The following is a 14,928-nucleotide window of genomic DNA, read 5'->3' as shown; positions in this document are numbered from 1 at the left end:
CGCGAGGAGCGTGCGTCCGGACAGTGGCCTCACGGCCGGTCAGCCCGTCACTTGGAGGTCATGGGAACCCTCTTGAACAGCCGGCCGGCCAGGTCGGCTCCAGTGATCACACCGCTCTCGTCGCGCGCGAAGAAGCCGCGTTGCCCCTTCAGGCCGGCGCCGGTGATGATGTATGCGTCATCGTCACCGGGCAGCAGGCCGAGCCCGGCCGGCGGGAGATCCGGAGGCAGTTCGGTGTCCGACGCCTCGCGGATCTCCGGTTTGATCGCGCATGCGATCGTCAACCCGGCGCCCTCCGTGGCGATGGTGAGCGTCATCAAGTCGTTCGCGTAGGTCCCGACGACCTCCACGGCCCGCTCCTCGTCCCAGGGAAGCGGCTCCGGGTCCCGGTCGACGACCCCGAGGTAGTGCTCGAGCGCCCACCGGACGGCGGCCTGGTTGAAAGCGAGGCCGCCGACCGGGCCCGCGTTGGACATCGCGACGACCGCGAAGTCGTGTTCGGGCACGATCTGCAACTCGGTGAACTGGCCGTTGGCCGATCCGCCGTGACCGACTGTGCGAACGCCGTCCACGTCGCGCAGGAACCAGCAGATGCCGAAGGCGTCTCCGAGCGTGCTGCCCCGCAATTCGACCGTCCGCTCCTGCATCTGCCGCAAGACCTCGGCGGGCAGCACCCGGGTGCCGTCCTGCGCGTGGCCGTCACCCAGATGGAAACGGGCCCAACGCAGCATGTCCGCCACCGAGGACGCGCCACCCCCGCCGGGGTTGTTGCCGCGGCTGTCCTTCCACTGCCGCGCGATCGTCGGCGTCCCGTCCTCGCCGACGTTGTGTCCCACCGCGAACCGCCGCGTCATGACGTCATTGATGGCGAAGGAAGTGTTCGAAAGACCCAACGGCTCGAAGAGAAGCGAGGCGACGGCCGTCTCATAGGTCCTGCCCGTGACACTTTCTATGATCCGCCCAGCCAGGTTGTACCCCACCTGGCTGTAGGAAGCCCGGGCACCAGGTGGCGCAATCAGCGCCACCTCGGACATCTTCGCCACATACGCGGCCAGGGCGTCGTCGCCCTCACCGGTGTCGACGCCCATTCTCCAGTCGAGGCCCGCCGTGTGGTTGAGCAGCTGCAACACAGTGATCTCTGCCGCGGCCCGCCCATCCGGGAGCACGAGTTCGGGAACATAGCGGCGCACCGGCGCGTCCAGCTCGACCCGCCCCTCCGCGACCAGACGCATCAGCGCCGTCGCCGTAAAGGACTTCGTGACCGAGCCCAACACGAACAGCGTGTCCTGATCGACGGGTAGCGGGTTCTCGACGCTCGTCACGCCGTGGCACCCGTAGACCTCCCTGCCGTCCACCCACACCCCGACGGCAGCACCGGGCACCCCGAACTCCGTGGCGGTCGCCTCGACTAACTCCGACAGTGCGTCCTGCTCCTCGCTCATGACAACTCCCTCATCGGTCGCATCGCGGGGGCGCCCTCGTCCAGCCTGTCACGGGCCTGCCGGTCGTTCCAGGCGTTGGGTTATCGGGGGGCTCCCTGGACGTGCGCCATTTTGGCGCCATCCGACTTGCAATGGTGCCACACTGGTGCCATTATTGCACCATGGACCTCACTCCCTACGTCGACAACCTCCGACACGAACTCGGCGTCGCAGCCGAGGCCGGCGGAGACGAAGCCCGCGCCCTGGCCGAGCGGCTCACCGCGCAGCTCGAGTCGGCCGCCCGGCTCACCCTGCTGAACGCGCTGTCCGACGCGATGGACGAGGTCACCCGCGACCTGGCCCCCGGCTCGGTCCATGTACGACTGCGCGGGCTCGACCCCGAGTTCATGGTCACGGCCCCGCCCACCCCGGACGCCTTCGGTGAGGACTACGCCCCGGCGACGCCGGCGCCCGCGCCGCCGGCCCCGGTGGAAACCGAGGACGGCGCCACCTCGCGCATCAACTTCCGCCCGCCCGCCCAGCTCAAGGTCCGGGTCGAGGAGGCCGCGACCCGCGAAGGGCTCTCGGTCAACGCCTGGCTGGTCCGGGCCGTCGCCGCCGCCCTGGAACCCCCGGCGAACCGCGGCACGGGCGACTCGGGTCGGGCGCCCGCAGCCGGACAGGGATTCACCGGCTGGGTGCGCTAGCGCTGTCTCCGGTCACAGCACTGGCCGACCTCGCACCACTCACGCCTCCCGACCGAGCAGCCGGCAGACAGCGGGCGACACACAACAGCCAAAGGACGGCTCAACCATGCCTACTTTCGACACCCCCGAGCCCCTCTCCGCCACCGTTGAACTCGGGATGGGGCGGGCCCGGTTCATCGCGGGCGAGCGCACCGACACCGTCGTCGAGGTGACGCCGAGCGACCCCGGCAACGAGCGGGACGTACGTGCCGCCGAGGACACCCAAGTCACCTGCGCGGGCGGGGAACTCGTGATCAAGGGCCCCAAGAGTCGCTCGCCCTTCGGAAAGATCGGTTCGGTCGATGTAACCGTCGAACTGCCCGCGGGCTCGGACCTGACCGGCAAGACGGGTCTCGGCGACCTCTTCGGCGAGGGCCGGTTCAGGAACTGCCACCTGACGACGTCCACCGGCGACATCCAGCTGGAAGAAGCCGCGACCGTACGGCTGAAGACTCCCAACGGGGACGTCCTCGTGGACCGTGTGACGGGCGAGGTCGACATTCAGGGATCGGGTCGGGTGCGGCTCGGCCGGGCCGACTCCACGGCCACCATCAAGAACCTCAACGGCGAGACCGCGATCGGAGAGATCCGTGGGGAGCTGACGGTGCGCTCGTCCAACGGCCCCATCAGCGTCCAGCACGCGGGCTCCTCCGTCACGGCCAGGTCCGCGAGCGGCTCCATCCGGCTCGCCGAGGTGGTGCGCGGGCAGATCATCATGGAGACCTCGGCCGGGGCGCTCGAGATCGGGATCGCCGAGGGGACCGCGGCCTGGCTGGACGTACGGTCCAAGGCCGGGCGTGTGCGCAATGAGCTCGGGACGGCGGAGGGGCCCCAGGCATCCGAGGAGACGGTCGAGGTCCGGGGCCGGACCAGCGCCGGCGACATCATGATCCGCCGGGCCTGAACCACCCACCGGCCACACCAGCACCCGAGAACGTCCAGTACCCAGGAGCCCCGGCGGGGTTCAGCGGCACAGGGCGGTGTCCACGGCGCGTTCGAGATTTCTCCGGCCCGCCTCGTCGGTGAGCTGCATGGTGACTGCGACGTTGATGGCGCGGCCGTCGTCGGTGGCGCCGCCCCGGGTCTCGTACCCCGGGAAGCTGCCGCCATGGCTCCAGGCGAGACCGCCGCACGGCAGCGGCCTGCTGACGAGTCCCAGTCCGTAGCGGGCGGCGGGGCCGAACGTCGCTTCGGCGGGGACGGTGGAGCGCATCTGGGCGAGCTGGGCCGCCGGGAGGAGGCGGCCGGCGAGGAGTGCGCTGAAGAAGCGGTTGAGGTCGGAGTTGGTGGAGACCATCTGGCCTGCGGCCCAGCCCCAGGAGGGGTCGATCTCCGTGATGTCGCGCAGCGGTCCGTCCTCCGGTTCCCGGTAGTAGCCGTGGGGGTGCGGCTCCCGGATGGTCGTCTCTCCGGGGGCGGGGAAGTAGGTGTGGCGCAGCCCGATGCGCTTGATGATGCGCCGGTCGATCTCCTCGGCCAGGGGGCGGCCGGTGACCTTCTGGACGATCAGGCCGGCCAGCAGGTAGTTGGTGTTGCTGTACTTCCAACTCGTCCCGGGGGCGAACTCGGCCGGGTGCTGGAGGGCTGTGTCGAGCAGGTCGCGGGGGGAGTAGTAACGCACGTCGTCCCCAAGGTAGTTGCTGTAGTTGGGGAGGCCGCTGGTGTGCTGGAGGAGCTGGCGGACGGTGATGTGGCGTCCGTCGATCCCCTCTCCGCGGACGAGGCCGGGCAGGTAGGTGTCGACAGTGGCGTCGAGGCCGATCTTCCCTTCGCCGACCAGCTGCAGGACGACGACCGCGACGAAGGTCTTGGTGTTGCTGCCGATCCGTACCTGGCCGTCCCTGGGCACCTTCGAGCCGGTGGCCAGGTCGCCGAGCCCGGCGGTATAGGTGCGGGTGCGGCCGTCACGGTCCTGGACGCTCGCCAGCGCGGCCGGCATCCCGTCATCACGCACCAGAGCATTCAAGCTCTGCTGGACGGCGTCCGGCCCGGCAGCGGCAGCGACCGAAGGCGGGGCAAGGCCGCCCAGTGTCATGACGCCGATGGCCACCGCGGCTGCGGCGGGTAGGGCTCGGCGGCGCGTGCCCTGCTGCCGGCCCGGCAGGCGAAGCCCTTGCCGTGTGTGTCGACGCATGAGTCAACTCCTGGGGAATCGTTGGATCATCGTTCGGGTCCGTCTGGTCGCCGGTGCCTGATTCAGCCGCACAGGGCCCTGTCCACGGCGTCCTTCACGTGCTCCGCGGCCGAATCGTCCGTTGGGATGCTCGTGACCGCGACGTTGGCTGCGCGACCGTCGTCGGTGACGCCGCCGCGGGTCTCGTACCCCGCGATGTCGCCGCCGTGGCCCCAGTAGACGCCGCCGCACGACAGGGGCCTGCTCGCGAGACCCAGCCCGTAGCGGAGGCCCGAGGTCCCGGCGGGGACCGTCGTGCGCATCTCGGCGAGCTGGGCCGCCGGGAGGAGGCGGCCGGCGAGGAGCGCGGTGAAGAAGCGGTTGAGGTCGGAGTTGGTGGAGATCAACTGGCCTGCGGCCCAGCCCCAGGAGGGGTCCATCTCCGTGAAGTCGCGCAGCGGTCCGTCCTCCGGGTTGCGGTGGTAGCCCTGGGGGTGCGGCTCCCGGATGGTCATCTCTCCGGGGGCGGGGAAGTAGGTGTGGCGCAGCCCGATGCGCTTGATGATGCGCCGGTCCATCTCCTCGGCCAGGGGGCGGCCGGTGACCTTCTGGACGATCAGGCCGGCCAGGACGTAGTTGGTGTTGCTGTATCCCCACTTCTCCCCCGGAGCCGCGTCGGCCTTGTACCGGAGGGCGATGTCGAGCAGTTCGCGGGGTTCGACGTACCGGTTCCTGATCTCGTCGTCGTCGATGTGGGCGCCGTATTCGGGGAGTCCGCTGGTGTGCTGGAGGAGCTGGCGGACCGTGATGTGGCGTCCGTCGATCCCCTCTCCGCGGACGAGTCCGGGCAGGTAGGTGTCGACAGTGGCGTCGAGGCCGATCTTCCCTTCGCCGACCAGCTGCAGGATCACCACCGCGGTGAACGCCTTGGTGTTGCTGCCGATCCGCACCTGGCCGTCCCCGGGCACCTTCGAGCCGGTGGCCAGGTCGCCGAGCCCGGCGGTATAGGTGCGGGTGCGGCCGTCACGGCCCTGGACGCTCGCCAGCGCGGCCGGCATCCCGTCGTCGCGCACCAGAGCGTTCAAGCTCTGCTGGACGGCGTCCGGCCCGGCAGCGGCGGCGGCTGAAACGGCGGCGGAGGCGCTGGACGGGGCGAGGACGCCCGTGGTCATGACGCCGATGACCAGCGCTGCCGCGGCCGACACGGCTCGTCGCCGCCCGCCGCCCTGCTGCTGCCGGGTCGGGGAAGAAAGGCCCTGCCGGGTCTGAGCTCGCATGAGTCAACTCCTGGGGAAACATTCGGTCGGAGCACGAATCCTGGTTTCCAGGGCCCTTCGACCGCATCGCGGGAAGGCGGGAGAAACAGCTCCCCCGATCGGGGGAGGCTGCCGTTGGGCTGCCCGGTGATACTGGCGATCATGATCAGGGGAATTCGGCCGCTGTTGCGCGGCTCCACGTATTCGGGTGTGCTGTTCGCCTATTGCGGCGCTCTGGCGAGCCTTCCGCTGCTGCCTTTCGCCCTGTTGCCGGCGCTGTCGTGGCAATCCGCCCCCGAGAACGTGCAGATCGTCCTGGTCCTACTGGTCTGGGCGGCACTGGTCGCCGCGGCCGGACTGGCGCGCCCCGTACGGCGGGCCCTGGTCGTGTCCGCCCGCCGGCTGCTGCGGGTGCCGCTGCCGACTCCCGCGGCCGGCCGCCGGACCCCCGGCTCCCCCGGCCTCGACCACTGGCGGACCCCGCTCTGGCTGGTGCTGCACGTGGCGCTGGGGTGGACGGGCGCGCTGGTGAGCGGCCTGCTGATCATCGCGGGCCTGACCCTGCCGGGGGGCCGGCTCCGCTCCGAGGCGGAGCTGAGTCTCTTCGGCTGGTCGGTGCGGGCGCAGGGTGGCTGGGGCAGCTGGGCGGTGGCGCTCGGCTGCCTGCTGCTGGCGGCGGCCGTCTGCGCGGGGGTGACGAACGCCCTGCGGTGGCTGGCGCCGAGGCTGTTGGGGCCGTCGTCGGCCGAGCTGCTCGCGCTGGCGGCCGAGCGGGAACGTCTGCTGGCCGAACGCAACCGGCTGGCCCACGAGTTGCACGACTCGATCGGGCACACACTGACCGCCGCCACGATCCAGGCCGCGGTGGCCGGCGAGATGCTCTGCGCCGACCCGGCGGCGGCACGGGCCGCCATGCGCAGCATCGAGGAGTCGACGCGGGCCGCGCTGGAGGACCTGGACTACGTGCTCGGGGTGCTGCGCGAGGAACAGTCGGGAACGGCCCCGACCCGGACCCTGGCCGACCTCCCCGAGCTGCTGGACCGCCTGCGGCACGCGGGCGCGGTAGTGGAACCAGAGCTGTCGGGCGAGCTGGCACAGATCCAGGGGACGCTCTCCCGGGCGGCGTACCGGATCCTCCAGGAAGGGCTGACGAACGCGCTGCGCCACGGGGCGGGCGGCCCGATCGAGGTCCGGGTGGCTGCCGGGCCGGACGGACTGGATCTCACGGTGGTCAACCGGACCGGGGCGCGGACGGGCCCTGGCCCGGGCCCGGGTACCTTCTCGACCTCCGGCCACGGTCTGCCCGGACTGGCCGAGCGCGTCAGGCTGCTGCACGGCGAGTTCCAGGCCGGCCCGGACGGTACGCAGCACTGGCGACTGGCCTGCCGGCTGCCGGCCCGGGTGTCGGCGTGAGCGGATCCGACGCGGGCGAGGACACGGCCCTGCCTTCCGTCACCAGCCCCTCCGCCACCAGCGCCTCCGTGACCAGCCCCGCCGTCACCCTCCTGATCGCGGACGACGACGAGGTCACCCGCAGCGGTCTGCGCCTGCTGCTCGCCGCGCAGCCGGGGATCACGGTGGTCGGCGAGGCCGCCGACGGCGTCGAAGCGGTCGAACGGGCGAGGATCCTGCGACCGGACGTGGTCCTGATGGACGTCCGGATGCCGCGTCTCAACGGGATCGAGGCCACCCGCCAACTCGTTGCCGAAGCGGCCGAACCGCCGAAGGTCGTGGTGATCACCACCTTCGAGAACGACGGCTACGTCACGGCCGCCCTCAGCGCGGGCGCCAGCGGCTTCGTCCTCAAGCGCCTCCCGGTCCCCCGGATCGCCGAGGCGGTCCGGGTGGTGGCGGCGGGCGAGGCGGTACTCTTCCCGGCCGCACTGGGCCGCATGGTCGCCCCCCGCCCGCTGGGCTCCGCGCAGGCCCTGCCGCGGGCCGCCCTGACCGGCCGGGAGGAGGAGGTGCTGCGCCTGGTGGCCACCGGGCTCTCCAATCCGGAGATCGCGGAGTCCCTCACGGTGAGCCTGGAGACGGTCAAGACGCACGTCGGAAACGTGCTGACCAAGCTCGGCGCGCAGAACCGGACCCATGCGGTGGTGATCGCCTACGAGTCCGGCCTGGTGGTCCCGGGCTTCGCCGGCTGACCGGCTCCCCGTCCCCGGGTGCGCGTCCCGCACCGAGAACGCCACCGGCTACGTCCTCGCCACCCAGGACGTCCTGGACTTCCAGCACCTCTACGCGGGCGACGACCCCGCCGTCCGCGGCTCCTCCCACGTCTCCCCGCTGCGCGCCGAGAAGTTCACCGGCCTCGCCCCCGCGGTCATCGGCACCGCCCAGTACGACCCCCTGCGCGACGAGGGCAACGCCTACGCCGAGGCCCTCGAGCACGCCGCCGTGGACGTCTTCGCCCGCACCTACGACGGACTGATCCACACCTTCCTCAACCTCTTTCCCGTCTCCCCGGCCGCCGACGCCGCCGTCACCGAGCTGTACGCCCAACTCAAGGAACGCTTAAGCTGACTTCGTCTCCGCCCACCGCAACCACCGCCGAAAGGGCCACCGCCTCGGTAGAGTTCGGGTTCAGCGATCATGACGTCGGGTGGTGGGGTGGGAAGGCAATTCTTCATCGCCTTGGGGAGCGGCAAGTACTGCCACCTCCCGAAGGAGGAACAGCTGGCCTCCGTCCCCGCTGACGTGCGAGCGACGACGGAGCTGTTCCAGGCGTTCGGCTACGAGGCCGTGTTACCGGGGCTGGGAGACTACGACAGCGCCGACCAGATACGGCGCAAGCTGACCCATTGGTCCTCCGATGCGGATCTGGCGGCCGACGACGTCGTCGTCGTGTACTTCGCGGGGCACGGCTCCGTCGAGGAGCGCGACCGCCACTACCTGCTCTGCTGGGACTCGCAGGAGGACGACCTCGTCTCCAGCGCCCTGGCCACCGAAGACCTCGTACGCATCCTCTGTCGCGGCGAGTTGCGCCACCTGCTGCTGATCCTCGACACCTGCTCGGCCGGAGCGGGAAGCGCGGATGCCGCCTCGGTCGCGCTCCAGACGATCGCCTACCGGAGCACCTCCGTCCGCGCCTCGACCGGCCTGTGGTTCCTGGGCTCGGCCCGGCACAAGGACATAGCGGAGGACGGAAAGTTCGTGACGGCCCTGATCGAGGCCGTCGAAACCACCGCGGGCAGAACCGGGCAACGCCAGCAGTACCTGGACCTCACCGAGCTCGTCAAAGCGGTCAACGAACAGTTCGACGCCGAAGGGCGCGGCCAGCGGGCCGAGTTGGCCAGCGGACTGGTGACCGGTCTCGCGCCGTTCCTGGCCAACTCGAACTACCGGGAGGAACTTCCTCCCCTCGGCACCGATCTGCAGGTCCAACGGCGCGTGGCAGATCGGGACTTGGATGAGCACTTCGGCCCCCGTTCCCGGGGCGTGGAGTTCGAGTCCGAGCAGGGCCTGTACTTCAGCGGCCGGATCAGGGTGCTGTCCGAACTCGTGGACTGGCTCACCTCGCCCCGCGGCGACGGTCACGGCAGGGTGGTCACCGGCAGCCCGGGTTGCGGCAAGTCCGCGGTGCTCGGACGGATCGTCGCCCTGTCGGACCCCGGATACCGGGCTCGTCTCGACCTCTCCGAAGTCGACGCCTCGACCGTGCTCCCCGCCGGATGCGTCTCGGCCGCGGTCCACGCCCGGCACAAACGGCTGGAGGAGGTGGTCGAACGCATCGCCACCGCGCTGGACACCCGTACCGACGGCCCCGCCGCCCTGCTGCAGGAACTGACCCGGCGCGGGCGTCAGGGAGCGCCCATCATCGTCGTCGTGGATGCCGTGGACGAGGCGGGTTCGGACACCGCGGCGGACGCCGGCGGCCACGGCGAGCCCCGCCGGATCACTCGCGAGCTGCTGCGCCCCATGTCGGAGATTCCCGGGGTGAGGCTGCTCGTGGGGGCCCGCCACGAACTCGTGGGCCCGCTGGGCCGCACGTTCACGGTGATGGACCTGGATCAGGACGGCTACCGGGCCACGCGCGAAGACGTGTCCGGCTACGTCGCACGGGTGCTGCTCGCCGGCGACGAACCCGAGATTCCGACGCCCTACCGGGACCGGGCCGACCGCGCCCGTACGGTCGCCGACGCCGTCGCGGCGAAGGCGGCCGGCGTCTACCTCTACGCGAGGACGACCGCGCGCACCCTGCGCTCCGACCGGTCCCCCGTCGACACCAGCCGCACCGGCTGGGCCGAGGACCTGCCCAGCGAAGTCGGTGAAGCCTTCGACGACTATCTGGCCCGCTTCGGTCCGGACGAGGCCCGGGTACGACGGATGCTGCTCGCACTGGCCTTCTCGGAGGGCAAGGGGCTCCCCCGGGGCCACGTGTGGACCACGCTCAGTTCGGTGATCTCGGGCGTCGTCTGCACCGAAGAGGATGTCACCTGGGCGCTGGACGTGGCGGAGGCGTACGTCGCCGAAGTCATCGACGACGACCAGCGATCCGCGTACCGCCTCTACCACAAGGCGCTCGCCGAGCATCTGCGCGCCACCGCGGACCGGGCGGCGGAGCAGGTCCAGCGGTCGATCGTACGGGCCCTGCGCTCGCTCGTCGCGAAGCCGGCCGACGGCCCGCCGGACTGGTTCGGCGCCGCCGGATACGTCCGGCGTCACCTCGCCACGCACGCGGCCGCGGGTGGCGTACTGACCGACCTGATCGAGGATCCCGGATTCCTCCTGGCCAGTGATCCGCGAGCCCTCCTGACGGCCTTCTCCTCCATCGAGGGCGACACGGCCCGGCGCATCCGCAGCGCGTACGAACACGTGGCACACCGGCTGACCGACGACCGCCCGATCGGGGACCGTGCCGCGGACCTGCAGCTCTCGGCCCGCCGGTGCGAGGCCGATCTGCTGGCCGACCGCATCGAGGACCTCTCCTTGGCCCGTCCCTGGGCCGCGAATTGGGCCTGGTGGTCCACGAGCGGCGTCCACCGGCTGCTCGCCGGTCACACCCGGACGGTGAGCTGCGTCGCCGTCGGCGCGCTGGACGGCCGTCCCATCACGGTCACCGGAAGTGTGGACGGCACGGCGCGGATCTGGGACCTGACGGCTCAGCAGCAGATCGGCGACCCCATGTCCGTCGGCAGCGCGGTGAGTTCCGTGGCCATCGGCGATCTGGGTGACTACACGGTGGCTCTGACCGGTGGCGACGACGGCACGGTCAAGGTCTGGGACCTCTCGGCGGGCCAGGAATACGGCGCACCGTTGCGCGGGCACACCAACCGCGTGGCGAGCATCGCGGTGGGATCCCTCCACGGCCGCGCGGTCGTCCTGACCGCCAGCGCCGACGGCACGGCGCGGTTGTGGGATCTGAAGGACCGGCGCCAGCTGGGGAGCGAGCTGACCGAGCACCGCCGTTCCGTCCTGGCCGCGAGTTTCGGCGAACTCGACGGACGGCCGATCGCCGTCACCGGCGGGGACGACAAGGCGGTGTACGTCTGGGACTTGTCCGAGGTGGTCGACGGCGGGAGCGCCCGCGTGGACGGCAGTCCCCTCATCGGTACGGCGATGGGCGTCTCCGCGGTGTGCGTGACCGAAGTCGACGGCCGGACCATCGCCCTGGTGGGCGACCAGGCGGGCATGCTGAGCCGTTGGGACCTGCACGATCGCCGTCAAGTCGGGGAGCCGGTCAGCGCACACGTCTACTACAGCCGCAGCGGAGTGACTTCGGCAGCCGCCGGCCATTTCGGGGGCCGCCCTGTGGCGGTGACGAGCGGGCGCAGCGAAGCCCGTGTGTGGGACATCCGCACCTTGCAGCAACTCGGACCTCCTCTGCGCGGCCACGTCCACGACATCACCGCGGCGGCACTGTTCGACCAGGGCGACATCGCCCTCACCGTGACGGTGAGCGAGGACCGGACGGCACGCATCTGGGACCTGGCGGCGGACCAGCCCGCGGAAGGCCATGCCCGACCCGTGCTGGCCGCGGCCTACCACTCGTACCGGAGTCGGGACCTGGCCGTCACCGGGAGCGAAGACGGATCCGCCCGCCTGTGGGACATGGGCACCGGCCAGGAATACGCTGCGCCCCTGAAGGGTCATACCGGCCAGGTCCTGGCCGTCGCCGTCGCAGAGGTGGGTGGCTCACTCGTCGTGGCCACAGGCGGATCCGACACCACCGTGCGATTGTCGGAGCCACTGCGCGCGGGGGCTTCGGTCGTCCCCCTGCTCGGTCACACCAATGCCGTCCGCTGCGCCGTCTTCGGCGAAGTGGACGGACGGCCGATCCTGCTCACCGGAAGCGACGACGGAACGGTGCGCCTCTGGGACGCGCGCGATGGCACCGAGCTCTGTCCGCCGCTGACCGGCCACATCGGGGACATCCGGCACCTGTCGGTCCGAAGGAGCGGACGAACACTTGAGGCCGTCCTGTGCACTTCCTTGGACCACGGATACCTGTGGCGCATCGAGCCCGGTCCGAGCCACCTGACCGCAACGCTCCGTTCCCACCTCGACGCGTCCACTCTCACCCCCGCCGCCCGGACCGTAGGAGTCGGGTTCCACCAGGGGCGTCCCGTCGTCATCGTGATCCTCGACGGAAACGCGGTCCACGCCCGGGACATGGAGACATCCGCCGTCGTTGGTGGCCCCTATCTCGGCCACACCGGCTTCGTCGCGGCAGCCACACTCGGCCTCATCGGCAGCAGGACTGTCATGGCAACGACCGCGTGGGACAACACGTTCCGCGTCTGGGACCTGATGTCCGGCACCGAAGAGGGTCCGGCCTTGGCCAGTTGCAACAACCTGGCCCCGGGTTCGCAGGCGCCGCCCGTCTTCGGACGGATCGGGAACGTCCCTGTGATGATCGGCGTCGGCGCCCTTCAGGTCCGCCTGTGGAGCCTGACCACCATGCAGCCGCTGGGCGAACCCTTGTACGGCCTCGAACAACATCTGCTGTCGGCCGACATCGCCCGCACCGCCGACGGCCGCGCCGTGGTCGTGGCGGGCAGTCTCGACGGTGCTGTGCGCGTCCACGATCTGGAGACCGGCCGGCAGACCGCCAGCCACCTGACCTCGGGGGCGTCCTCCATCTACCACGCCGTCACGGAACCCGTCGACGGCGACTCGATCGTGGTGCGCAGCAGCTGGACCGATGTCGAGGTATGGGGTCTCGGCGCACGTCGCAGACTGGCACGCCGCGCCGGACTCTCATGGCTCGCATGCGCCGGCGTACTTGAGGGGCGCCCCGTCGTGATCTCCGTTGCCGGGGACTACACCCTTCACGCCTGGGACCTTGCCACGGAAGCTCCCGTATGCCCGCCGATGCCGGGGCACACGGCCCTGGTCAGCGCACTGCGGGCCGGGCAGGTCGGCGGCGTGCCGATCGTGGCCAGCTCCTCGTACGACGGAACCGTACGCCTGTGGGACCTCCGGACCGGCCGCCCCCACGGGGAGGTCAGAACCGGCTACGAGATGGGGGCGACCGCACTGGACCTGGCGGTGATCGGCGGGCGTGACCACCTCGTGACCGGAGCCGGAGACGGCCGGGTCCGCATGCTCCCCTTGGACGACTCCTCGCCCTCCGGCATCGAGCTGGACCGGTTCCCGGCCGGGGTGCGACGCGTGCGCGTGACGAACGTGGGTGGCACTCCTACGCTCGTCGCCGCCGACGGGTACGGCCTGGTGCGCGTCTGGGACCTCGAAGCGACCGCCCTCCGGGCGGAGATCAACGTCGGCAGCGGAATCAACGGTGTCGCCGTCGACGAGGCGGGCCGGATCTGCGTGGCGACCGACATGGGGCTGGTGGCGCTCCGCCTGACCCCCGCAGCCCGTACGGAAAAGGGGGATCCCCGATGACCCGCGTCGTCCTCGTCCACGGCATCGCACAGCAGCTGAAGGGGCCCGAGAGCATCGCCGAGGCGTGGCTTCCCTCCCTGAACGACGGCCTCGCCCTTTCGGGTTCCGGCACCCTGCCGCGCCCCGACGTCTCGGTCGCCTTCTACGGCGACCTCTTCCGCCGGCCCGGTCACCGCGGGCTGGGCGAGCCGCCCCTCGACGCCTCCGACGTGGAACCCGGGCTCGAAAACGATCTGCTCCTGTCGTGGTGGCAGGCAGCCGCGGACGCCGAGGCCCGCGTGCCCGGACCGGACGCCCCCGGCCGGCTGCGCACCCCCCGCATCGTCCAGCGGGCGCTCAACGCCCTCAGCCACTCGGCCTTCTTCTCCGGTCTCGCCGAGGGCGCGATGATCGGCAGTGCGCGGCAGGTCCGGCGCTACTTCACCGAGCCGGAAGTCCAGCAGGCCGCCGGAGAACGGCTGGCTCGCGCGGTGACCGGCGAGACGACGGTGATCGTCGCCCATTCCCTGGGCAGCGTCGTCGCCTACGAGGCCTTGTGCGCCCACCCCCAGTGGCAGGACCTCACGCTGATCACCCTCGGGTCGCCCCTCGCCGTACGCGGCCTCGTGTTCGACCGCCTTCGGCCCACCCCGCACGAAGGGGCGGCCCGATGGCCCGTGCCCGTGAAGCGCTGGGTCAACATCGCCGATCACGGCGACGCCGTGGCACTGGTGAAGGAGCTCGCGCCGTCGTTCGGAACCCGCGTCCAGGACCTGGCGGTCGACAACGGCGCGCATGCCCACGACGTCCGCCCCTACCTGACCGCGCGTGAAACCGGTCTCGCCCTGGCGGAAGCGCTCGCCTGAGCGATTGCCGGACCCGCACTCGCTGCCCGGGGGCACCCCGGGCGCCGTTCACCTTTCTTATGCCGTACTTCACACGATGTTCGCCTTGGCCGCGGCGGCCGGTCAACGACCGCTGTTTTGGCGGAATACCGGGCAGCCCTGCCCGGGAACTGGCCCTCCGGTTCCGGCTCACCGACCTTCGTGCCCAGCCGTTTCGGCTCATCGCGGTCCGACGGCGCCATCACGCCACCGCCACTGCCGGACTCCGACCCGGCCCGCCGGAAAAGTAGGGGTAAAGCGCAACACGCCCCCGGTGCCGATGAGCTGGGTCCTGCCATTTTCCGGTGATGGTCGCCCGGGGGCAGCCGGCGGGATTCTCGGATCGATGTGAGGGATCGCCGCTCCCCTCATGAAGAACTGTTGAACGGACCGGTGGCGGAAGGGACGGCCGATAGCAGATGCGGGGGGCCGATGGACCATGTCAACCCGCCGCCATTGCGGCCGGGTTGGCCGGATGTCATGCCTTTGCGGGCGTCCTGGGGGCCGAAGATCCGGTGATAGCATCCCGGCATCTGTGATCTTGCTCCGTTTTGATGCAGATGCCGACTTGTGATCAGGCCACGTTCTCCGCGTAACCGCAGGTGAACGGTGCCGGTCAGCTGTGTTGCGGGGCCTCGCGAGGTGTATCTGCAGCCGTCCGCATGTCATGTGCCGGGAAAG

General features: G+C 70.9%; 9 protein-coding genes and 1 pseudogene. 7 read left to right on the top strand and 3 right to left on the bottom strand.

Annotation, left to right across the window (positions count from 1 at the left end; translation table 11 throughout):
* Window positions 1–47: 47 nt before the first annotated feature.
* Window positions 48–1,442 carry a serine hydrolase domain-containing protein gene (locus tag OG490_RS29525; protein WP_330299304.1) on the bottom strand — a complete coding sequence of 465 codons (1,395 nt, stop codon included), beginning with the start codon at window positions 1,440–1,442 and terminating at the stop codon, window positions 48–50.
* A gap of 161 nt (window positions 1,443–1,603) precedes the next feature.
* Between OG490_RS29525 and OG490_RS29520 the strand changes: the two genes are divergently transcribed.
* Both OG490_RS29520 and OG490_RS29515 read left to right on the top strand, forming a co-directional pair.
* On the top strand, window positions 1,604–2,128 hold the full coding sequence (locus tag OG490_RS29520) for a hypothetical protein (protein ID WP_330299303.1): 525 nt from the start codon (window positions 1,604–1,606) through the stop codon (window positions 2,126–2,128).
* 106 nt (window positions 2,129–2,234) lie between these two features.
* Window positions 2,235–3,071, top strand: coding sequence for a DUF4097 family beta strand repeat-containing protein (locus OG490_RS29515; RefSeq protein ID WP_330299302.1), 837 nt, complete (start codon window positions 2,235–2,237; stop codon window positions 3,069–3,071).
* 60 nt (window positions 3,072–3,131) lie between these two features.
* Here the strand turns inward: OG490_RS29515 and OG490_RS29510 are convergent, their stop codons facing one another.
* Together OG490_RS29510 and OG490_RS29505 are read right to left on the bottom strand one after the other, a co-directional pair.
* Window positions 3,132–4,301, bottom strand: coding sequence for a serine hydrolase domain-containing protein (locus OG490_RS29510; RefSeq protein WP_330299301.1), 1,170 nt, complete (start codon window positions 4,299–4,301; stop codon window positions 3,132–3,134).
* 62 nt (window positions 4,302–4,363) lie between these two features.
* Window positions 4,364–5,557 carry a serine hydrolase domain-containing protein gene (locus OG490_RS29505; protein WP_330299300.1) on the bottom strand — a complete coding sequence of 398 codons (1,194 nt, stop codon included), beginning with the start codon at window positions 5,555–5,557 and terminating at the stop codon, window positions 4,364–4,366.
* A 141-nt stretch (window positions 5,558–5,698) separates the two neighbouring features.
* Between OG490_RS29505 and OG490_RS29500 the strand changes: the two genes are divergently transcribed.
* The 5 genes and pseudogenes from OG490_RS29500 to OG490_RS29480 all read left to right on the top strand — a co-directional run bounded on the left by OG490_RS29500 (window position 5,699) and on the right by OG490_RS29480 (window position 14,229).
* Window positions 5,699–6,949, top strand: coding sequence for a sensor histidine kinase (locus OG490_RS29500; RefSeq protein ID WP_330299299.1), 1,251 nt, complete (start codon window positions 5,699–5,701; stop codon window positions 6,947–6,949).
* A complete protein-coding gene (locus OG490_RS29495; RefSeq protein ID WP_443065890.1) occupies window positions 6,946–7,683 on the top strand; it encodes a response regulator in 738 nt (245 codons plus the stop codon). The genes OG490_RS29500 and OG490_RS29495 overlap by 4 nt, the downstream gene beginning before the upstream one ends.
* Window positions 7,684–7,720: 37 nt before the next feature.
* Window positions 7,721–8,059, top strand: a pseudogene (locus tag OG490_RS29490) (alpha/beta hydrolase fold domain-containing protein); the annotation flags it as partial.
* An 87-nt stretch (window positions 8,060–8,146) separates the two neighbouring features.
* A complete protein-coding gene (locus OG490_RS29485; protein ID WP_330299298.1) occupies window positions 8,147–13,384 on the top strand; it encodes a caspase family protein in 5,238 nt (1,745 codons plus the stop codon).
* Window positions 13,381–14,229: a hypothetical protein gene (locus OG490_RS29480; protein WP_330299297.1), complete on the top strand. Its 849-nt coding sequence runs from the start codon at window positions 13,381–13,383 to the stop codon at window positions 14,227–14,229. The genes OG490_RS29485 and OG490_RS29480 overlap by 4 nt, the downstream gene beginning before the upstream one ends.
* Window positions 14,230–14,928: the final 699 nt, after the last annotated feature.

It is taken from the genome of Streptomyces sp. NBC_00503 (assembly GCF_036346895.1).
GTDB lineage: Bacteria > Actinomycetota > Actinomycetes > Streptomycetales > Streptomycetaceae > Streptomyces.
Note: the sequence above shows the minus strand (reverse complement) of the source record. Positions and strands in the feature narration are given on the sequence as shown.